The organism is Kitasatospora sp. NPDC058170, from assembly GCF_042883905.1.
Classification (GTDB): domain Bacteria; phylum Actinomycetota; class Actinomycetes; order Streptomycetales; family Streptomycetaceae; genus Kitasatospora.
The window spans coordinates 151,738-172,918 of the sequence record NZ_JBHVUV010000021.1; the positions used below are offsets into that span (position 1 = coordinate 151,738).

The window sequence follows — 21,181 nt, forward strand, 5'->3', positions numbered from 1 at the left end:
CACCTCGTGCCCCGGGGTTCCGCGCCTCCGCGGGGCCTGCGTCTCCGGGCCCCGTGCCTCACCGACTCCCGGGGCCGCGGAAATTCCATTTGCAATCTAACACCGTTAGGGACACTCTGTCGGTGCCGGTTCATCCCTAACGGTGTTAGGGATCTGAAGAATGGAGGAGTGTCGATGGGGTCGAGTGCCCTGCGCAAGCGACTCGCGCTGGGGACGCTGTGCGTCACCATGTTCATGTCCATGCTGGACAACGTCATCGTCAACATGGCCCTGCCGAGCATCGGGCAGGACCTGGACGCCGGGATCAACGGCCTGCAGTGGGTGGTCGAGGGCTACAGCCTCGTCTATGCCGCCCTGGTGCTCACCGGTGGCGCGCTCGGCGACCGGTACGGCCGGACCAGCGTGTTCCGCCTCGGGCTCGCGCTGTTCACGGCCGGGTCGGCGGCCGCCGCACTCGCCGGGACGATCGGGATGCTGATCGCGGCCCGGATGCTCCAGGGTGTCGGCGCCGCCCTGCTCACCCCGGGGAGCCTGGCGATCCTGCGACACGTGTTCACCGACGAGCGCGAGCGCGCCCGGGCGATCGGCCTCTGGTCGGCCGTCTCCGCGCTCGGTCTCTCGGTCGGACCGGTGATCGGCGGACCGGTGGTGGAACACCTGGGCTGGGCCGGCGTGTTCTGGATCAACGTGCCGATCGGGTTGGCGGGGCTGGTCCTGGCGGGCCGGTCGCTGCCGGTCATCGCCCCGCGGGAGCGGCGGATCGACCTGGCGGGCCTGGCAACGTCCGCCGCGGGCCTCGGTGCGCTGGTCTACGTCCTGATCGAGGGGCCGTCCCGGGGCTGGACCGATGCCCGCGTGCTCGCCTGCGCGCTGGCGGCGGCCCTGCTGCTGGCGGCCTTCATCCTGCTCGAACTGCGCCTGCCCGAACCGATGCTGGAGCTGCGGATGTTCCGCGACGGTGTCCTCGGCGGGGCTTTGCTCAGCGGTTTCATGGTCAGCTTCGGGATGTTCGGCACGATGTTCTTCCTCCCGCTGCTGATGCAGGGAGTCCTGAGGTGGTCACCGACCGACGCGGGGTACGCGGGACTGCCGATGGCGGCGATGATCGTGGCCGCCGCCCCGATCGCGGGACGGCTGACCAGCCGTCACGGCCCCCGGCTGCCGCTGGTGATCGGACTGCTGCTCTGTGCGGCCGGACTCGGCGGCCTCTCCCTCTACGGTGACCAGGCCCGTTACCCGGAGTACCTGTGGACGCTGTTCACGATGGGCCTCGGCATGGGGATGACGTTCACCCCCGTCTCCATCGCCGTACTCCAGCGGGTCGCACCCGCGCAGACCGGGATGGCCTCCGCGACCATAAACACGCTGCGTGAGCTCGGCGGCGTGATCGGTGTCGCCGCCCTCGGCGCGATCCTGACCCACCGCCTGACCGGCACCCTCGCCGACTCGCTGGAGCGGCTGGGCGTCCCGCCCGGTACGGTCGGGCGGGCCACCGACGCCTTGGCCGGAGCGGGAGCGGGAGCGGGAGCCGGAGCGGAAGCGGGCGCAGGGCACGGCGGTGGCGCAGCGCTGCCCGGTCCGGTGCAGGCCGCCGTGGACGGGGCGTTCGTCGACGGCGTGCACCTCGCGCTGCGCTGCGGCTCGGCCGGGCTGGCGGCCACCGCCGTCCTGGTCGCCGTCCTGCTGCGCCGGGCCGGCCGGCCCGCGGCGGCCGCACCGGACGGCGGGCGGCCGCTGCCGGCGCCCCTGGCGGGGACCCGGTCGGCCTGACCGGGGGGTCGCCACGCGGGCCTGACCGGGGTCACTACGCGGGCCTGACCGGGGTCACTACGCGGGCCTGACCGGGGGTCACCAGCGCGGGCTGAGCGGCGATCACCGCCCGACCGCCTCCACGGCGGCCTGGGCGGTGCGGGCCAGGTCGCGACGGGCCCGGCAGCCGGGCTCGCCCCGCCCGGTCCGGGCCGCGGGGGCCGGTATCGGCGGCAGGAACGTCACCTCCGCCACCAGGCCGCGGACGGCGAGCACCCGGGCCAGCGAGCTGAGCAGTCCGTCCTCCCCGACGAAGGCGGCCGCGCTGGTCGGCGTCCCGTCGGCCAGCCGGTAGCGGATCGTGACCGGCTGGACGGGGGCGCCGGCCTGGACCGCGGCCTGGAACAGTGCGGGGCGGAAGCGCCCGCTCTCCTTGCCGCACCAGGTGGAGCCCTCGGGGAAGACCACCACCGGGTGGCCGGCGCGCAGAGCGGCGGCGACGGTGTCCACGGCGGCCGGGAGGGCGCGCAGCCGGTCCCGGTCGAGGAAGACCGTGCCGCCCCAGGCCACCAGCGGTCCGAGCACCGGCCAGCGCCGGACCTCGGTCTTGGCGATCGAGCGGCCGGGCTGGCGTGCCGCGATCAGCGGGATGTCCAGCCAGGAGACGTGGTTGGCCACCACCAGCACCCCGGTCGCCGCCCCGCCGGCCCCCTCGCCCGCGCCCGGGTCCGGCCCGAACCGGACGGTGACCCCGAGCGCGCCGAGCAGGGCCCGGGCCCAGGCCCGGACCAGCCGGTGGCGCGGCCCGCGGGGAAGGGCACGGACCGGCGGGACCAGCGCCAGACCGGTCAGCAGGACGACCAGGAACACCGCCAGCCGCAGCACCCGCCGGGACCGGGCCACCACCGGGCCCGGCTCGGTGAGACAGGTCCGGGGCGTGCAGGTCGCCGTCGGCAGCCAGACGCTCACGAGCCCGTTCCGGGCTGCGCGGCGGCCCCGGACAGGAAGTGCCGCAGGTAGCGGGGGTCGGTGCGCTCCATCGAGAGCAGCACGTACAGGTCCGCAGTGGCGAAGTCCGGGTCGTGCGCGGGCGCGCCGCAGACCCAGGCCCCCAGACGGAGGTAGCCGCGCAGCAGCGCGGGCAGGGCGGCCCGCTCGGCCCGCGGCACGCCGGTCGGGTCCCACGGCCGGTGCGGTGTCACCCGGTAGCCCTCAGGAGCGAGGTGCTTGGCGCTGACGGTGTCCCAGACCCGTGCGGCGGTGGCGCCGCCGTCCTCCAGCGGGATCGAGCAGCAGCCCCCGACCCAGGTGTGGCCGGTGTCGGCGAGGTAGCGGGCGATGCCGCCCCACATCAGGTTGATGACGGCGCCGTTGCCCCGGTGGTCGGGGTGGATGCAGGACCGGCCGAGCTCCACCAGGTCGTCGCGGATCGGGGCCAGGCCGGCCAGGTCGAACTCGCTGTCGGAGTAGAGCCGCCCGGCCCGTCGAGCGGCCTCCGGGCGGAGCAGGCGGTAGGTGCCGACCACCGGGCCGTCCTCGCCCTGGCGAACCAGCAGGTGATCGCAGTACGCGTCGAACGGGTCGACGTCCAGGCCGGGCAGCGGGCTGTGCAGTACGGCGCCCAGCTCGGCCGCGAAGACCTGGTGGCGCAGTCGCTGGGCGGCGCGCACGTCGTCCTCGTCACGGGCCAGCGAGACCGTGTACGCGGCGGGGGCCTGGACCGCCGGGGCCTGGAACGCGGGAGTCTGGAACGCCGGGGCCTGGAGCGCCGGGGGCTGGAGCGCGGGCGCCTGGACCGGGGAGGCCTGCAGCGCGGGCGGCTGGAGCGTCGGGGACTGGGTGAGCGGCGACCGGGCCGGGCGCGGGGCGGGTACCCCCGCGAGGTGGCCGGGGGCGACTGCGGGCGGAGCGTACGTGGGGACGGTGGTCATGGCGGACCCTCCAGGGCAGCACGGACGGCGGTGCCACGGATCCGTCGTGGCATCGGCCCGGTTCGCGCGGTGGACGGGCACGCGAACCGGTATCCGTATGTTTTTCCGAGCCGGCTGGCATTCACGTTGCGGCTCGGCGGAGGGAAGATGTGCAACTGCTGAATGGGGCCACCCGGCACTTTCCGGCCACCTGCCGGGTGTCAGGGCGCCGCCCTATGCTCCGCTCCACGGGGTGGAAAGGAACGGGAACCGGGCCCCGGCGCGGCCGGGACCCGGGTGGAGGGCGGGGCTCAGTAGCCGCGCCACCCCTGCGGGTCGACGCCGCCCGGCACCGCGTCGGCCGGGCCGTACGGCTCGCGGGTGAACACGAAGGTGCCGAGGTCCAGGTGGCTGACCGACCCGTCGGCCGCCCGCACCACGCGCAGCGTCTCGCCCGCGTAGTAGTTGTCCAGGCCGGTCCAGGTGCCGTCCGGCTCGGCGCGGAACCGCGAGCCGCGGGCGCCGGGCTTCGACGGGGCGAGGTCCAGGCCGCGGTCGGCCCTCAGTCGCAGCGTGTGCGGGGCGGCGCCCCAGTACCAGGGACCGGTGAGCGCGAGCAGTTCCTCGTCCACGGCGGGCAGCGGCCGCCACGGCTCGGGAAGCCGGGGCTCGTGCTCGGCGGTGAGCCGGATCAGCTCCGCCGCGAGCTCCTGGGCGCTGGCGCCGGAGGTCGCATTGCTGACCGCGACGGCCGCCAGGCCGTCCGCCTCGCTGACCCAGAGCCCGGCGGTGAAGCCCGGCATCGAACCGGTGTGGCCGTACAGCAGGCGGCCGCCCCGGTTCGCCAGCTGCAGGCCGAGACCGTAGCTGCTGGACCAGTCGGTGGTCTCCGTGCCGACCGCGGGCCGGCGCATCTCGGCGAGCGTGTCGGCGGCGAGGACCTTCCCGTCGCCGCCGGCCAGGAAGGCGGCCCACCGGGCCAGGTCGGCGGTGGTGGACCAGAGCTGCCCGGCCGGGCCCATCAGACCGGTGTCGGTGAGCGGCTCGGGCAGCATGACGTCGGCCCAGGGGTGGACGGCGAAGCCGCCGGCGTGCGGGTGCTCGGGCAGCAGGGTGGTGCGGTCCATCCCGAGCGGCGCCAGCACCTCCCGGCGCAGCGCCTCGCCCCACGGCTCGCCGCGCAGCCGCTCGATCAGGGCGCCGAGCAGGGCGTAGCCCGGGTTGGAGTAGTGGTAGCGCCGCCCGGCCGGGTGCTTGGACTCCTGCCCCGGCTCCAGGACGGCGCCGAGGTCCGGGCGCAGCGTGCCGTCGGTCCGCTCCCACCAAGGGCCGGGGCTCTCGGCGGCGAGGCCGCCGGAGTGTGCGAGCAGCTGGGCGACGGTGACCGTGCCGACCGGGGTGCCGGGCAGGTGGCGCTCCAACGGGTCGGCGAGGTTGAGCAGGCCCTCGTCGCGCAGCCGCAGCACGAGGACGGCGACGAAGGTCTTGGTGATCGAGCCGATCCGGTACTGCACGTCGGTGGTCGGCGCATGACCGTCGATCATGCTGCGGGCCCCGCTCCAGACCAGCCGGCCGTCCCGCACCACCGCGGCCACCATGGAGGGTGTGCGGCCCTCGGCCTGTGCCACCGCGATCCGGTGCAGCAGGGCGCGGCGGGTGGTGGGGAGGAGATCGTCGTACTGGTCGGTCATCTGATCCTCTGAATCATTCGGTGGAGCGGCGGAACGGCCGGGCGGGGCCGTCGGGGCCTGTCGCCGACACCTGGTGGCGGTCGACACCCGGCGCTCCCAACCTACGTCCGCGCTCCGGGAGGCTCCACCCCTTTCCCCGGGGCCGGCCCCGACCGGGCTCGCCGCCCTCGACGGGGTACCCGTCGCCCCTCGACCGGGTGCCCGCCGCCGTTGACGCGGCGCCAGCCACCGTTGCCGCGGCGCCCGTTGCCGCCCTCCGGCCTGGCAACACGCGGGCAGATATTACGGTGAGTGGTTCAACGGTCACCTGATAGTAGCCTCGGCTCGACCATGACAAGCCGGCGCGCGGCCGCCCTCCGAGGCCGGCCGGAGACCGTCGGCCTCCAACGACGGGAATCCTGATGAGAGCCTGGCTACGGGCGGCCACTGCGGCTGCCCTCGTGACCTACCTTGCACTGCCGGGGCTGGGCGCCGAGACGGCCGCCGCGGCCGAGGACGGGCGCGGGAAGGACCACTCCGCCCGCTGCGCCCCCGGCGTTCCCGTCGGCCCGGGCGGGGAGGCGTTCTACGAGCCTCCGTCGCCGCTGCCCAAGGGCCGGCACGGAGACCTGATCTGGGCTCAGCGCATCGAGGCGCCGGGCCATGCCCGGGCCTGCCGGATCCTCTACCGCTCGACCCTGCACGACGGCACCCCGGTCGCCGTCTCCGGCCTGGTCGCCTGGCCGACCGACGGGGCGCCGCGCGGTGGGCGGAACGTGGTGGCGTGGGCGCACGGGACCGTCGGCGGACCGCGCCAGTGCGCGCCGTCCGCCGCGCCGAACCCGGCCCGGGACCTCGTCGACTACTTCAGCTACGAGAGCCCCTTCTCGATCGACGTCGGGGTGCCCGCCCTGACCCAGTTCCTGGAGGCCGGCGACGTCGTGGTGGCCACCGACTACCAGGGCCTGGGCACGCCGGGGGTCCACCAGTACGTGGTCGGGGAGACCGAGACGCGCAACGTCCTGGACTCCGTCACCGCGGCGCAGCAGATCCGGTCCGCCCACGCGGGCAGGCGGACGGCGGTCCTGGGCTGGTCGCAGGGCGGCGGCGCGGGGCTGTTCGTCGGTCAGGGCGCCCCCGCCTACAGCCCGGACCTCGACCTGGTCGGCGTGGCGGCCCTGGCCCCGGCGGCGGACCTCGGCCCCCAGTTCGCCGGCCTCGTTCTGCCCGGCCCGCGCAACGAGTCCTCGGAGGCCCACAACGCGGCGCTGCGCGTCAACGTCTACCGGGGCTTCCTGGCGGCCTACCCCGAACTCCGGGCGACGGACGTGCTGCAGCCGGCGGGCCTGCAGGCGCTGGAGGGTGACGGGGTGGCGTGCATCGAGCACTTCGCCGACGTGATCCAGAACAACGTCGCCGACAACCACCAGCTGGACACGCTGTTCAAGCCGCTGCGCGACGTGCCGGAGGTCTGGAGCCGGCGTTTCTACGAGAACACCCCGGGCTACGCCACCACGGTGGCACCGGTGCTGGTCATGCAGGGGACGGCGGACACCGTCATCAACCCGCACTCCACCGAGCAGTACATCAAGCGGGCCTGCGGGTTCAGCCAGCCGGTCGAGTACTCGACCTACCAGGGAGCGACCCACAACTCGATCCCCTTCGAGGCGCAGCAGGAGTACCTGGCCTGGATCGCGGACCGGTTCGCCGGCGGGACGGCCCCCTCGAACTGCTGACGGGTCTGCACGGCGACGCCCAACTCCCGGGCGCTGCAGGCCGGAGCGTGACACCCCACCGGAGCCGCCCAGGCCCACGGTCCCAGAGACCCGTGGACCTGGGCGGCTCTCCGCGCTTCCCGTCCCCTCCCGGCCCCGCCCGCCGAGCCGGCCGCCGCCCCGCTCACCGCTCCGCTCACGGCCGTGCCCACCGTCCGCTCGCCGGACGGTACTTGACAGCATGAATTGGTCCAGTCCATTTTAGGCTCCTCCCCGCACCTCCACCCCCACACCCCCACTGGAGGTCACCGGTGCACAAGCGCACCCGACTGCCCGCCGCCGGCGCGGCCGCCCTGCTCGCGGCCGCCGCCGCGTTCACCGCACCGACCGTCGCCCACGCGGCGAACCAGCTCACCAACCCCGGCTTCGAGAGCGGCTCCCTGACGGGCTGGTCCTGCTCCGGCGGACTCGGCTCGGTCGTCTCCACGCCCGTCCACGGCGGCTCCAAGGCCCTGGCCGGAGCTGCGAGCGCGAGCGACAACGCCAAGTGCACGCAGACGGTCGCCGTCCAGCCCAACACCACCTACTCGCTGTCCGGTTGGGTCCGCGGCAGCTACGTCTACCTCGGCGTCACCGGCGGCGGCTCGGCCTGGACCTCCGCGGCCGACTACACCAAGCTGTCCGTCTCCTTCACCACCGGCGCCACCCAGACCAGCGCCGAGGTCTACCTCAACGGCTGGTACGGCCAGGGCACCTACTACGCCGACGACCTGAGCCTGGACGGCCCCGGCGGCGGCACCCCCACCGACACCCAGGCACCCACCACCCCCGGCAACCTGCGCAGCACCGGCAAGTCCGCCAGCAGCGTCACCCTCTCCTGGGACGCCGCCACCGACAACGTCGGGGTGACCGGCTACGACGTGTACCAGGGCGGCACCAAGGTGGCCACCGCCACCGGCACCGCGGCCACCGTCAACGGCCTGACCGCCGCGACCGCGTACAGCTTCACCGTCAGGGCCAGGGACGCGGCCGGCAACACCTCCGGCTCCTCCACGGCCCTCTCCGTCACCACCGACACCGGCGGTGGCGGCACCCCGACCGGCTTCAAGCAGGCCGCGCCCTACCTCTACAACGGCTGGGGCAACCCGCCCGCGGCGACCACCGTCATGAACGCCACCGGCATCAAGTGGTTCACCCTGGCGTTCATCCTCGCCCAGAACGGCTGCAACCCCACCTGGGACAGCCAGCGCCCGCTGCTGAACGGCGTCGACCAGGCCACCGTCAACGCCGTCCGCGCGGCCGGCGGCGACATCGTCCCGTCCATCGGCGGCTGGAGCGGCAACAAGCTCGGCCCCAACTGCGCGACCACCGCCGACCTCGCCGGCGCCTACCAGAAGGTGATCGACGCGTACGGCCTCAAGGCGATCGACGTCGACATCGAGAACACCGACGAGTTCGAGAACACCGCCGTCCAGGACCGCATCCTCGGCGCCCTCAAGATCGTCAAGCAGAACAACCCGGGCCTGCGCACCATCCTCACCTTCGGCACGGACACCACCGGCCCGACCTACTACGGCAACCGGCTGATCGAGCAGTCCAAGGCGCTCGGCGCGGACATCGACGTCTTCACCATCATGCCGTTCGACTTCGGCAACGCCTCCACCGACATGTACGCCTCCACCGTCAGCGCCGCCGAAGGCCTGAAGGCCAAGCTCAAGTCCACCTTCGGGTGGGACGACGCCACCGCCTACGCGCACGTCGGCATCTCCGGGATGAACGGCCTCAGCGACACCAACGAGGTCACCACCGTCCAGAACTGGACCGGGATCCGCGACTGGGCCAACAGCCACCACATCGCCCGCCTCGCCTTCTGGTCCGTCAACCGCGACCGCGGCTGCGCGGGCGGCGGCCTCCAGGAGACCTGCTCCGGCATCGCCCAGAACGACTGGCAGTTCACCTCCATCACGGCCGGCTTCACCGGCTGACCCCGCACCCCGGGCAGGCCCGCCGCTCCGCTCGCCGGACACGGGCCACGGGCGGGTTCCACACGGCACCCCGTGCCGCGCGGAACCCGCCCCGCCCCGGGCTCAGGTCGCGCGACAGACCATCTCGAAGTCGTGGTCGGTCAGGCGTCCCACGTCGAAGGAATCCATACCGCCTTCACCGGATCGGCCCCGCCGGGACGGGGGTCGTCCCGGCGGGGCCGTTCTGCACGCGGGGTCAGACAGCGGGCCGCAGCGGCGGCAGCGCGGGCTCCCTGAGCCAGGCGTCGAACAGCGCGTCCAGCGGGCCGTCCGAGTAGCGGGCGGCGTGGGTTCGGAAGTCCGCGGTGTTGACCACGCCGTGCCGGTGGATGGTGGCCCAGTCCCTGAGCATCGGGAGGAAGGAGGCGTCGCCGAGCACGGTCCGCAGCGCGTGGACGGTGAGGCCGCCGCGCTGGTAGAGCCGGTCGTCGAACATCAGCTTGCGGCCCGGGTCGCCGAGGCGGAGGTCCTGGGGGAGACCGGCCAGCAGGGAGTGCGCGGCGGCGGCGTGGGTGGCGGCGGACGGGCCGCCGGCGTGCTCGGACCAGAGCCACTCCGCGTACTTGGCGAGCCCTTCGTTGAGCCAGATGTGGCTCCAGTCGGCGATCGACACGCTGTTGCCGAACCACTGGTGGGCCAGCTCGTGGGCGATCAGCCGCTCACGACCCCAGCCGCCGCCGAGGTGGTTGGTGCCGAAGGTGGCGACGCCCTGCGCCTCCACGGGTACGTCCAGCTCCTCGTCGGCGACGACCACCGCGTACTCGCCGAACGGGTACGGGCCGAAGGCCTCCTCGAAGTACGCCATCATCCGCGCCTGCCGGCCGAAACCGGCCGTGAACTCGCCGGCCAGCCGCTCCGGGACGTAACCGGTCTGCGGGACGGCCGGGCGCTCGGCGAGCGGGACGGCCTGGTACGGGCCGATCGAGACGGTGACCAGGTAGGGCGAGGTCGGCGCGGACTGCTCGTACACCCAGGTGGTGCTGGACGCCCGGGTGGTGCGGGCCAGCAGCCGGCCGCCGACCACCACGGTGTACGGCGACGGCGTGGTGACGGCTATCTGGTAGGTGGCCTTGTCCGCGGGCCGGTCGTTGCACGGGAACCAGGAGGGCGCTCCGACCGGCTGGCTGGCGACCAGCGCCCCGTCGGTCAGCTCCTCCCACCCCAGGCCGCCCCAGGGGCTGCGGACCGGGCGCGGGTTGCCGGTGTAGTGCACCTCGACGGTGAACGCGGCGCCCGCGGTGAGCGCCTTGGCCGGACGGATCCGCAGCTTGCCGGCCCGGTGGGTGTAGCGGGCGGCCTTGCCGTCCACCAGCACCCGGCCGATCCGGAAGTCCGCGAGGTCCAGCGCGAACTCGGGCAGGGCCACACGGGCCACGGCGCTGAGCCGGGCCGTGCCGCCGAGCCGGTTGGGGCCGGGGCGGTAGTCCAGCGCGAGCTCGTAGCGGTGGACCCGGTAGCGCTGGTCCCCGCTGTTCGGGAAGTACGGGTCCGGCGCGGCGGTGCGGTGCGGCGCGGCATGGTCGGGGTTCACCGGACGGGATTTCACCGGGTCGTACTCTTCCTGGGCGGTCGGGGCGACGGGCGCGGCGGGGGCGGTGGGGACGGTCACGACGTGGTCTGCCACGCCTCGATCGGGTTGCCCAACCACCGCGTGTCGGCGGGGACGGACTCGGCGCGCATCACCAGCGAGGCCGGGCCCAGCGTGCTGCGCGCGCCCACCGTGCTGCCGGGCAGCACGATGCCGCCCGGGCCCAGGGTGGCGCCCTCGCGGAGGATGACAGTATCCATCCGCATGATCCGGTCGTGGAAGAGGTGGGTCTGCACCACACAGCCCCGGTTGATGGTGACCCCGTCCCCGAGGGTGACCAGGTCCGCCTCCGGCAGCCAGTAGCTCTCGCACCAGACACCCCGCCCGACGCCCGCGCCGAGCGCCCGCAGCCAGAGGTTCAGCACCGGGGTGCCGGGCACGGAACCCACCAGCCACGGCACCGCCAGCACCTCGACGAAGGTGTCCGCGAGCTCGTTGCGCCACACGAAGCCGCTCCACAGCGGGTGCTCCACCGCCCGGAACCGCCCGACCAGCAGCCACTTCGCCGCCACCGCGACCGCGCAGGCCAGGCCGCCGGCCGTCAGCATCACCAGACCCGAGAGCAGCGCGGCCGCCAGCGGCGACCAGCCCGCGGCCAGCCAGGACAGCGCCGCCAGGGTCAGCGCGCCCAGCGCGCCCGAGGCCAGCACCGGCAGCAGCCGGGCCACCTCGACCAGCCCGCGCGCCCAGAACAGCCGGGTCGGCGGCTCGTAGGTCAGGCTCTGGTCGGCCTGGTCGGCCGAGCGCGGCAGCCGCATCGGCGGCATGCCCAGGTACGAGCTGCCCTTCTTGGCCTTCTTCGGCGTCGCCGACAGCACGCCGACCAGACCCCGGGCCGGTACCGCGCGCCCCAGCGCGGTCATCCCCGAGTTCCCGAGGAACGCCCGGTCACCGACCTTCGACTCGCCGAGGCGCACCCAGCCGCCGCCCAGCTCGTACGGGGCGATCAGGGTGTCGTCGGCCAGGAACGCGCCGTCGCCGACCGTGGTCAGGCTGGGCAGCGCCAGCACCGTGGACACCTCGGCGCCGCGGCCGACCTTCATGCCCAGCGCCCGCAGCCACAGCGGCGTGACCAGCCCCGCGTACAGCGGGAAGAGGATCTCCCGGGCCTGGTCCATCAGCTGGGTGACCGTCCAGGCCTGCCAGCCGACCCGGCCGTGCAGCGGGTGCAGCCCGGTCGTCAGACCGAGGCTGAGCAGCCGCACCGCCGCCACCAGCTGCGCCGCGTACAGCGCGCCGTAGACGAGGGTGGCGGGCAGCAGCGCGAGCAGGGCGCCGCCGAGCGCGGCGGCGAGGTCGTCACCGGGCCGGACGAACCGGGAGACGACGGCGAGCGCCGCGAGCGCGGGCAGCACCGGCAGCAGGCCGATGGCGGTACCGCTGGCGCCGTACAGCGCGGCGAAGCGGGCCCGGCGCGGCGGGCGCTCCTTGGGCCAGGTCCGCTCGGCCCGGCCCAGCTTGACGGCGGGAGCGCCGCCCCAGCGCTGACCGGTCGGGACCTGCCCGGTGACGCTGGAGCCGGGCACCACCTGTGCCCGCTTGCCCACCCGGGCGCCGGGCAGCAGCGTCGAGCGCGTCCCGACCACGGCCCCCGAGCCGACCTTGACCTGGCCGACCTCCAGCCGGTCGCCGTCCAGCCAGTACCCGCACAGGTCGACCTCGGCCTCCACCGCGCAGCCCCGGCCCAGCTTCAGCATGCCGGTGACGGGCGGCAGCGAGTGCAGGTCCACCTCCTCGCCGACCTTGGCGCCCAGCGCCCGCGCGTAGCGCACCAGCCAGGCCCCGGAGAGCGAGGTGGCGCCGCTGACCTCGGCGAGCCGCTCGGCGGCCCAGAGCCGCAGGTGCATGGAGCCGCCGCGCGGGTGGCTGCCGGTTTGCAGCCCGCGCAGCAGCAGCCGGGCGCCGCCGGCCGCGATCGCCAGTCGGCCGGGCGGGGTGAACAGCGCCAGCGCGCCCGCGCCGACCGCCCACCAGGAGGCGGTGGGCGCCCACGGGTAGTCGCCGAACCAGGTGAGCACGTTGCCGAGCGCCAGCAGGGCGACCGTCCAGCGCAGCCCGACCACGGTGAACAGCGGGATCAGCAGGAGCAGCTGGAGCAGCTTGGCCCTGGTCGGCACCAGGGCGATCGTCCGGGCCTCGCCGCCGTCGGCGGCGGAACGCTCCAGGTGGCGGGCCAGCTTGCGCAGCGTCGGCTGCTGGTAGATGTCCAGCACGGCGGCGTTCGGGTAGCGGGTGCGCAGCAGGGTGGTGAGCCGGGCGGCGGCGAGGCTGCCGCCACCGACCGCGAAGAAGTCGTCGCGCGCGCCGGTCACCGGCACGCCCAAAATCTCCGCCCACTGCTCGGCGAGCCAGGCCTCGGTGCCGTACAGCTGCTCGGTCGGGCCGGCCGTCTCCAGCTCGGGCAGCGGCCAGGGCAGGGCGGCCCGGTCGACCTTGCCGGAGGTGCGGGTGGGCAGCGAGTCGACGGGGGCGAGCAGCGGCACCAGGGCGGCGGGCAGCTCGGCGCGCAGCCGCTCGACGGACTGCTCGCGGTCCCAGCCGTCCTTGGTCACCAGGTAGCCGACGAGCAGCTGGTTGCCGCCCCGGGCGGTGCGGACGGCGGCGGCCGCGCCGGCCACGCCCGGCAGGGCCTGGAGCGCCGCGTCGACCTCGCCGAGCTCGATCCGGCGGCCGCCGAGCTTGATCTGCTCGTCGGTGCGGCCGAGGAACAGCAGGCCCGCCGGGTCGGCCTGGACGAGGTCGCCGCTGCGGTAGGCGCGCTCCCAGCCGAGGGATTCGAGCGGTGCGTACTTCTCGGCGTCCTTCACCGGGTCCAGGTAGCGGGCCAGGCCGACGCCGCCGATCACCAGCTGGCCGGTGTCGCCGACCGGGACGGGCCGCCCCTGCTCGTCGACCACGGCGAGGTCCCAGCCGTCCAGCGGCAGACCGATCCGTACCGGGCCGTCGCCGGTCAGCAGGGCCGCGCAGGCCACCACGGTCGCCTCGGTGGGCCCGTAGGTGTTCCAGACCTCGCGGCCCTCGGTGACCAGGCGCTGCACCAGCTCGGGCGGGCAGGCCTCACCGCCGAAGATCAGCAGCCGGACCTCGTTCAGCGCCTCGGCGGGCCAGAGCGCGGCCAGCGTCGGGACGGTGGAGACCACGGTGATCTCCTGCTCGGCGAGCCACGGGCCGAGGTCGGCGCCGCTGCGCACCTGGGAGCGGGGGACGGGCACCAGGCAGGCGCCGTAGCGCCAGGCCAGCCACATCTCCTCGCAGGAGGCGTCGAAGGCGACGGAGAGCCCGGCCATCACCCGGTCGCCGGGGGCGATCGGCTCCTCCTGGAGGAAGAGCGCGGCCTCGGCGTCCACGAAGGCGGCGGCGTTGCGGTGGGTGACGGCGACGCCCTTGGGCTTGCCGGTGGAGCCGGAGGTGAAGATGATCCAGGCGTCGTCGGCGGGGGTCGGCCGGTAGCCGGCGGGCGCCGCGGTCCGTTCCGCGCCGGTGGTGGTGGTGCTGGTGCCGGTGGTGGTGGTGAGCGCGCGGTCCGCCCCGAGCACGGCGGCGACGGCGGCCTCCTCGAAGACCAGCTGGGCGCGCTCGTCCGGGTCCTCGGCGTCGACGGGCACGTAGGCGGCGCCTGCGGCCAGCACGGCGAGGATGGCGATGTAGAGGTCGTTGGTGCCGGACGGGACGCGGATGCCGACCCGGTCGCCCGCGCCGATGCCGGCGGCGGCCAGACGGCCGCGCAGCTGCTCGACCTCGGCGGCGAGCGCCCGGTAGCTGAGGACGGTGCGCCCGTCGTCGAGGGCCGGCTCGTTCGGGTGGGCGCGGACGGTGGCGTCCAGGATGTCGACCAGGGTCCGCGGGGCGGGGGCCGGGCGACCGGGGAAGAGGGCCTGCGCCGTGGGGGCCTGCAGCTCCGGGCGGTGCTGCTGCCCTGTCAGGGCGCTGTGCCCCGCCGGCGCGCTGGGGTCCGCGGGCGCGCTGGGGTCCGCCAGGGCGCTGAGCTCCGCGGGAGCGCTGTACTCCGCCGCGGTCGCGTCCTGTGCTGTCGCGTCCTGCGCTGTCTCGGTGTGGATCGGTTCAGCTGTCATGGCAGACCGTGCGCTCCTCGTCCTCGCCCCGTTCCGACCAATGCCCGGTCCCTGGGGGCGGTGGGAGCACACGCCTGATCGGGTGACCCCACTCCGGGGCCGGAGCGGACAACCCGACCGATGGTAGCCCTGGGTGATGAACGGCGAACTACCCGACACTCCAGTCAACTCTGGCTGGAATGGCCGAATCTGACGATTCGTCAGTGAATAACTGAGCAGTGGTCGGCCGTAAGTGACGGAATGTCAGTCATTTTGACGGACCGTCAGGTCGATTTCGCCGACGTGAGCCACGCCACACCGAATTGTGCTCCCTTCGGGTGGCGGGCCCGGTTTCCGGGCCCGCCACGGCGCCGGATGGATCAGTTGAACTGCTCCCGGTGCTCGCGGAGGAAGGCCTCCAGAGTGCGCGGAGGCCGTCCGAGCAGCCGGACGACGGTGTCGTCCGGGGTCTCCGGCCGGTCGGTCGCCAGCCGCTGGATCTCCAGGACGTGGTTCGCCAGCCAGTCGGGCATCCCGGCGAACCGCACCAGGTGTGCGTGCAGCTCCGCCGGCTCCAGGTCGACGTAGCGGACGGGCCGGCCGAGCACCGTGCCCATCAGCTCGACGAGCTCGGGGTGGCTGTAGGCCCGGTCGCCGGTCAGGTGGTACGTCCCCCCGGCGATCCCGGGCCGGGTGAGCGCTGCGGCGGCGACCTCGCCGATGTCCCGGCAGTCGACGTAGTTGCACCGGGTTTCCCCCAGCGTACCGTGTACGAACCCCGCACCCGCTATGCCGGGCGCCAGCAGCAGCAGTCGCTGCATGAACGCGTACGGCCGCAGGATGGTAGCCGTGACCCCCGAGGCCCGCAGGTGCTGCTCGATGCGGTGGTGGCCTCGGGAGAAGGCGACGGGGGAGTCCGGCTCGGCGGCGGGCGCCGAGATCTTGACGATGTGCTCCACGCCGCTGTGGACGGCCACGTCGATGGCGCGCAGCTCGTGCTCGACCTGCTGCGGCCCGTTGGTCATGACGAGGAACAGCTGCTGGACCCCCTTGAAGGCGGTGCGCAGCGAGTCCGGGTCATTCGCGTCGGCGGCCACCGGGTCGACCAGCGAGCGGGTGCGGACGGTGAGACCGGCCGCGAGGCGGTGCGGGTCGCGGCTGAGTGCGCGGCTCGGCACCTCGAGGGCGGCGAGGCTCTGGAGCAGTGCGCCGCCGGTGGCGCCGGAGGCGCCCATGATGGCGATCATCGTGTGGTCCTTTCGGTTGGTGGTGGTGTCGGCTGGTGGTGGTGTCAGCGGGGCTTGTGTCGTCAGCGGGACTGGTGCCGGCGGCGCGGACGGCGCGGGCGGGTGCCGCGCCAGCGCCAGCCGATCGCGGTCGCGGCGATCGCGGCGGAGACCGGCAGGTCGATGCGGAGCCGGGCGGGCCACGGGCTGTCGGCGAGCGCGGGGATGCGCGGCAGCCAGTGCGCGCCGGACCAGCCCAGTCCCAGGGCGACGGCGGCGGCCAGGACGCCGAGCCCGACCGCCAGCAGGAGGCGCGGCACCCGCAGCATCCACGAGTGGTCCGGGCGGCGGCGCAGCCGGGAGCCGATCAGCGCGGCGACCACGGCGGAGGTGCCGGCGATGGTGGTTCCGGCCGCGATCACCAGCTCGGACTGCTGGGTCGCCAGGCCGCCGATACCCGCCATCACGGCGGGCATGGCGTAGGAGACCAGGACCTCGCGGTGGAGAACGAACGGCGGGGGCTCGTCGGGCGGGCCGGTGGCGATGGTGTGCGTTCCGGTCATGGGCTTCCTCTGTAGGTGATTAGGTGGCTAATTATTAGTGCTTAGTTGCCTAATTATTAGTCTGTGAGGGGGCGGGCCGCCGGTCGTCTCCGGGCGGCCCGCCGTGGTGGAGCCGGGTGGGGTCTGGGTGCTGCGGGGCCTGGGGGCTAGTCGGCGGTCAGGGCGTCCATGCCCTCGACCAGCCTGGCCAGCAGGTCGAGGAACACGGTGCGTTCCTCCACCGAGAGGCCGCCGACCATGGCCTGCATGCGTGCGTAGTGCTCGGGTGCCATGTCCCGCAGGCGCTGGGCGCCGCGTGCGGTCAGGATGACCACACTGGCCCGGCCGTCCTCGGCGGACGGTCGGCGGGCCACCAGGCCGTCGCGCTCGAGCCCGTCGACCAGGCCGGTCACGGTCGCCCGCGACACTCCGAGGCTGACCGCCAGTTGGGAGGGCGACTTCTCGCCGCCGTGGTCCTCCAGGTCGGCGAGCAGCCGGTAGCGTCCGGTCGACAGGCCGAACCGGGAGAAGTGCGCCTCGCCGGCCTGACCGAGCCGGGCCCCCGCCGTCATCAGGCGGGCCGCGACCAGGATCGCCTGCGGGTCGGCCGTGAGGCCGTAGCGGGTGATCTGGCGCTGTGCCTGGTCGAGCGTGGGTGCGCCGCCCGTGTCGGGCTGGGGCCTGTCGTGAACCATGAAGGTAGTATGGCCCCTAATTACATCCGTCGTCAAGGCGGCCGCCCCGGGGGCGCGCGCGACCCCGAGCTGCGCGAGATCCTCGTCCCGCGTGAGAATGCGGCGCGCCACGCCGTCCGGGTGTTCCTCGCCGGACAGTCGGACAGGGGGCGGCCGATGTGGAGGGGCGCACCACGACCCTGCTGGCCTGTGTCGACGGGCTGGTCTTCGACCGGCTGGTGAGCGGTGGCAGCGTGCGGCCGGAGGAGGTCGGGGTCTGATCGCGGCGGCGCTGCGTGCGCCGGACGGGTCGGCCTCCTGAGCCGTCCGTCACGTCGTGCGGGCGATTCCGGACGGGCTTTCAAAAAGGACGTACTTTCACATTAATTCGTATAGGGATTCCTTTTCTCGTTTCTCGTGCTAGCGTGCGGCTGCCAGCTTCTCAGAGTCGAGAAAGTGGGTCCTGACATGCGTCGAGAATTCTCCCGCCGTGGATTCCTGGGCAGTGCCGGAATGGCCGCCGCCGGGGTTTCGGTCGGTTCGCTGGGCGCGGCCGCCGTTCCGGCCGCGGCCGCTGCTGCCGGTTCCGATGCCGACGCGGCGGCGGTGGCCGAGGGCCAGTCCGTGCTGCCGACCGACCCGCGGTACCAGACGCTCGGTCAGGGCTTCAACCAGCGCTGGAGCAGCAAACCGGAGTACATCCGCCTGGTCGGCAACGAGGCGGACGCCGTGGCGGAGCTGAAGACAGCCCTCGCAAGGCGCCTGAGGCCGACGGTCCGGGCCGGCGGGCACTGCTACGAGGGGTTCGTCGACAACAACGGCGGCGTCATTCTCGACCTCAGCACCCTGCGGGGCGTCTACGCGGCGACGGACAAGTTCGGAAAGCCGACGTACTGCGTCGAGGGCGGTGCCACCAACTGGGACATCTACACCACGCTGTTCCGGAAATACGACGTCACGCTGCCCGCCGGCTCCTGCTACTCGGTCGGGGCGGGCGGGCACATCTGCGGCGGCGGGTACGGCCTGCTGTCGCGGCGGCACGGGCTGACCGTCGACCACCTGGTCCAGGTCGACGTGGTCACCGTCCGGGACGGCAAGGTCGAGCTCACCAGGGCGAACCGCCTCGACACCAAGGGCTCACCGGAGGAGGACCTCTTCTGGGCGCACACCGGGGGCGGCGGCGGGAACTTCGGAGTGGTGCTGCGCTACCACTTCGCGCACGACATCCCCAAGCCGCCGCCGCGGGTCTGGCTGAGCAGCGTCGCCTGGCCGTGGGAGGGCCTGCTGCAGAACCCCGAGGACTTCCGGACGCTGCTGAAGAACTTCGGCGCCTTCTTCGCCAAGCACAGCGGCAAGGACGAGACCGTCTACCGGGGCCTGTTCAGCATCCTCAAACTCACCCACAAGTCGAACGGGAACGTCGTCCTGCTGAGCCAGTGGGACGAGGACGACCCCGCCCCGCTGGACGCGTTCGTGTCCTTCGTCGAGTCCGGCATGACGACCAAGGCGACCGTCCAGACGCACACCGCCGGAGGCCTGTTCCTGCCCTACCCGGACAAGCGCCGCCAGATGCCGTGGTTCCAGGCCACCATGACGCTCAACCCCTCCGGCGACAACCAGCGCGGCAAGTACAAGTCGGCGTACCACCGCGAGCCCTTCACCTCCGCCCAGACCGATGCCTTCTGGGCCTGGCTGACCAGGGACGCGGGCGGGATCGACCTCAAGCAGACGTTGGTCCAGATCGACTCCTACGGCTGTCGGATCAATGCCCGCGGCTCCACCGAGACGGCCGTTCCCCAGCGCGACTCGATCATGAAGCTCCAGTACCAGACCTACTGGACCGACCCCGCCGGTGACGACGCCCACCTCGCCTACCTGCGCGGCATCTACCAGGCCGTCTACAAGTCCACCGGCGGCATCCCGGAGATCGGACCGACCAGCACCACCGACGGTGCCTACGTCAACTACCCCGACATCGACCTCGGCCAGGCCGGCCAGACCAAGCCCGCGTACCAGCGCCTGTACTACAAGGAGAACTACGCCCGGCTGCAGAGGACCAAGAAGACCTGGGACGACAAGAACGTCTTCCACCACGCCCAGTCGGTCACCTTGCCGTCCTGACCGCACAAGCAGAGCGATGTCGACCATCCGGTGAGCAGGCGATATCGGGATGAAAGGTATGAGTAAAGACCTTAAAGTGAAGACTTGCCTGATCGCAGCTGGCCGGCGCCGGTTGCTTCGGCGTGGTCATTGACGGACGGCAGTCTTCTCGGCGGCCCACCCGGGGCGGGCTGGGCCGCTCGGTAACGGTCTCGTGGGGTATCGGATTGTGGTGGAACTTCATCGGCCGATCCGGTGAGGAGATCGCACAAGCGCGGAACGACTGGGAAAAGGGAATTCGCTTCGGCGAAGTGCACGGCTACGACGGTGCCCGCCTCCACGCCCCGGCCCTCCCCGACATTCCCCTGAAGGCGCGCGGACGGGTGCGCTGACCTGGGAAGATGTCTCGGATGAAGCACCTGTTCCGGTCGCTGTCCACTGGACTGTTCCGCCATCCGAAGCGCATCGGAAGGGCGGTCGCAGGACGAGTTCCGCTTCCCGTGCCTGCTTCCTCGGGAGGCAGGCACGGGGCGCGTCGATTCTCAGGTCTACGTGCGTTTCGCAAGGTCCGCTCGTACTGATGCTGACTTTTTGCTGACTTTTCTGACTGATCGTCAGTGGCGAATTGGCCTGGTCGGCCACCGCTTGACCGAGCCGGCTTCGCCGTGTTCGGACTGCACCACGGTCATGTTGCTGATTCGAAGACCTGCGTCGTTGTGGCAGAGGCGATGCACGGCGCCCCGGTGGGCGCGCGGGATCACCGTGGACCTGGCGGCTGGGCGTGGCGGCCGGCTCGTTGTCCCGGGTACGCAGGCAAGGGCCTGCCGCAGTTCCTTGGCTCGGTACAGACCGTCGCCCTACCGCCTACCTTCACCACTCGCCTCGTCCCCCGGGGAGATCGGGCGGAGCGGTGCCGTCAGCCGTTGCGCTTGTGGCCGTTGAGTTCGATGTAGCCGAGGTTGGCGATTAGGGCCGCCACCGTCGCGTAGTACCGGCTGTATGCAGGGGCGCCGATGGTGATGCCGGGGCCGGAAGGGTTGTTGAGGCGGGCGTAGACCCAGGCGGAGAGCTGGCCCCAGCTGGTTTCGAGGTCCGCGCCGAAGGCGCCGATCGGTGTCGACGCCTGGTTGCGGATGTTCTGCCGGACGGTGTCGAAGATGTAGCCGAAGCGGGCCGCCTCGGCGGTCGCGCCGATGACGTCGACGAGGTAGGAGCCGATGGTGTTGGTTCCGGCCGCCGAGCCGAGGAGTTCCTGGGTCCTGCGCAGGGTCAGCAGGCCGTTCTGGAGGTTCTGCGGGGTGAGCTGGCGCTCTGCGCGGTTGCCGCCGCCCGGCAGGTTGGCGTAGCTGCCGTTCCAGGGCAGTTGGTGGGCCTGGACGCCCAGGACCTGGTTGAAGGCGGCGGGGTAGCCGTCGGGGAAGACGTAGTGCCGGTTGCCGGTGCCGTCGGGCTGACCGGGCTGGTAGATCCCGGCCAGGTAGAGGGTGTTGGCCCAGAAGTAGAGCGAGACGACGTACTGGCCGCCGTAGGTGACCCGGACCTGGATCAGCTGGTTGTAGGTCGTGGTGGTCTCGTCCAGGACCTGGTAGAAGTCGTGGCCGCTGATCTGGTGGATCTGGTCGATCAGGTTCCAGTACCGGTCGTGGTGGCCCTGGCCGCCGTGTTCGAGGCCGCTGATGTCCCAGTCGACGACGGTGAGCGGCTGGGCCGGATCGGCGTGTGCGGCGGGCGCGCCGGTGCCGAGCGCGGTGAGAGACAGGACGAGTGCGGCCAGGAGCCCGGCGAGGCGCCGGGTGAGCCGTTGCCACGGGCTGGCGTCGGACATGCGGAACTCCTTGTCGGCGGGAAGGTGCGGGTGCACCCGGGCGGGAGGTGACAGGTCCGACCGGGAACCGGTCGGTGGGAGTCCCAAGGACTATGGCAGCGCGCCC

The 21,181-nt window shown here is 73.1% G+C and carries 13 protein-coding genes and 2 pseudogenes; 6 read left to right on the top strand and 9 right to left on the bottom strand.

What is annotated here, in order from left to right:
• The first annotated feature begins 174 nt into the window (after nucleotides 1-174).
• The gene (locus ACFVVX_RS24040; protein ID WP_387948652.1) at nucleotides 175-1,770 is read left to right on the top strand and encodes an MFS transporter; all 1,596 of its coding nucleotides are present in this window, start codon (nucleotides 175-177) and stop codon (nucleotides 1,768-1,770) included.
• Nucleotides 1,771-1,872: 102 nt separating this feature from the next.
• On the opposite strand, the gene ACFVVX_RS24045 is transcribed toward ACFVVX_RS24040, so the two are convergent.
• From ACFVVX_RS24045 to ACFVVX_RS24055, 3 genes are all read right to left on the bottom strand, one after another.
• Entirely contained in the window at nucleotides 1,873-2,718 is an 846-nt protein-coding gene (locus ACFVVX_RS24045; RefSeq protein ID WP_387948653.1) for a lysophospholipid acyltransferase family protein, read from the bottom strand.
• Nucleotides 2,715-3,680, bottom strand: coding sequence for a GNAT family N-acyltransferase (locus ACFVVX_RS24050; RefSeq protein ID WP_387948654.1), 966 nt, complete (start codon nucleotides 3,678-3,680; stop codon nucleotides 2,715-2,717). Before ACFVVX_RS24050 ends, ACFVVX_RS24045 begins: the two co-directional genes overlap by 4 nt.
• A 290-nt stretch (nucleotides 3,681-3,970) precedes the next feature.
• Nucleotides 3,971-5,350, bottom strand: a complete 1,380-nt coding sequence (locus tag ACFVVX_RS24055) for a serine hydrolase domain-containing protein (RefSeq protein WP_387948655.1) — start codon at nucleotides 5,348-5,350, stop codon at nucleotides 3,971-3,973.
• A gap of 440 nt (nucleotides 5,351-5,790) precedes the next feature.
• Here ACFVVX_RS24055 and ACFVVX_RS24060 point away from each other — a divergent pair, with 440 nt between their 5' ends.
• Together ACFVVX_RS24060 and ACFVVX_RS24065 are read left to right on the top strand one after the other, a co-directional pair.
• Nucleotides 5,791-7,065, top strand: a complete 1,275-nt coding sequence (locus tag ACFVVX_RS24060) for a lipase family protein (protein WP_387948656.1) — start codon at nucleotides 5,791-5,793, stop codon at nucleotides 7,063-7,065.
• Between the two features lie 290 nt (nucleotides 7,066-7,355).
• Nucleotides 7,356-9,029 (top strand): carbohydrate binding domain-containing protein, encoded by a 1,674-nt coding sequence (locus tag ACFVVX_RS24065; protein WP_387948657.1) that lies wholly within the window; start codon nucleotides 7,356-7,358, stop codon nucleotides 9,027-9,029.
• Between the two features lie 235 nt (nucleotides 9,030-9,264).
• On the opposite strand, the gene ACFVVX_RS24070 is transcribed toward ACFVVX_RS24065, so the two are convergent.
• From ACFVVX_RS24070 to ACFVVX_RS24090, 5 genes are all read right to left on the bottom strand, one after another.
• Nucleotides 9,265-10,599, bottom strand: coding sequence for a M1 family metallopeptidase (locus ACFVVX_RS24070; RefSeq protein ID WP_387948681.1), 1,335 nt, complete (start codon nucleotides 10,597-10,599; stop codon nucleotides 9,265-9,267).
• A gap of 74 nt (nucleotides 10,600-10,673) precedes the next feature.
• The gene (locus ACFVVX_RS24075; RefSeq protein ID WP_387948658.1) at nucleotides 10,674-14,729 is read right to left on the bottom strand and encodes a Pls/PosA family non-ribosomal peptide synthetase; all 4,056 of its coding nucleotides are present in this window, start codon (nucleotides 14,727-14,729) and stop codon (nucleotides 10,674-10,676) included.
• A 359-nt stretch (nucleotides 14,730-15,088) separates the two neighbouring features.
• Nucleotides 15,089-15,955, bottom strand: a complete 867-nt coding sequence (locus tag ACFVVX_RS24080; RefSeq protein ID WP_387948659.1) for an SDR family oxidoreductase — start codon at nucleotides 15,953-15,955, stop codon at nucleotides 15,089-15,091.
• Between the two features lie 62 nt (nucleotides 15,956-16,017).
• On the bottom strand, nucleotides 16,018-16,497 hold the full coding sequence (locus ACFVVX_RS24085) for a hypothetical protein (protein ID WP_387948660.1): 480 nt from the start codon (nucleotides 16,495-16,497) through the stop codon (nucleotides 16,018-16,020).
• 146 nt (nucleotides 16,498-16,643) lie between these two features.
• On the bottom strand, nucleotides 16,644-17,171 hold the full coding sequence (locus ACFVVX_RS24090) for a MarR family winged helix-turn-helix transcriptional regulator (protein ID WP_387948661.1): 528 nt from the start codon (nucleotides 17,169-17,171) through the stop codon (nucleotides 16,644-16,646).
• A gap of 57 nt (nucleotides 17,172-17,228) precedes the next feature.
• Between ACFVVX_RS24090 and ACFVVX_RS24095 the strand changes: the two are divergent.
• From ACFVVX_RS24095 to ACFVVX_RS24105, 3 genes and pseudogenes are all read left to right on the top strand, one after another.
• Nucleotides 17,229-17,472, top strand: a pseudogene (locus ACFVVX_RS24095) (TetR family transcriptional regulator C-terminal domain-containing protein); the annotation flags it as partial.
• A 146-nt stretch (nucleotides 17,473-17,618) separates the two neighbouring features.
• Nucleotides 17,619-19,271 carry an FAD-binding oxidoreductase gene (locus ACFVVX_RS24100; protein WP_387948662.1) on the top strand — a complete coding sequence of 551 codons (1,653 nt, stop codon included), beginning with the start codon at nucleotides 17,619-17,621 and terminating at the stop codon, nucleotides 19,269-19,271.
• A 206-nt stretch (nucleotides 19,272-19,477) separates the two neighbouring features.
• Nucleotides 19,478-19,642, top strand: a pseudogene (locus ACFVVX_RS24105) (pirin family protein); the annotation flags it as partial.
• A gap of 524 nt (nucleotides 19,643-20,166) precedes the next feature.
• On the opposite strand, the gene ACFVVX_RS24110 reads toward ACFVVX_RS24105, so the two are convergent.
• Nucleotides 20,167-21,075 carry a ribosome-inactivating family protein gene (locus ACFVVX_RS24110; protein ID WP_387948663.1) on the bottom strand — a complete coding sequence of 303 codons (909 nt, stop codon included), beginning with the start codon at nucleotides 21,073-21,075 and terminating at the stop codon, nucleotides 20,167-20,169.
• Nucleotides 21,076-21,181 lie beyond the last annotated feature (106 nt).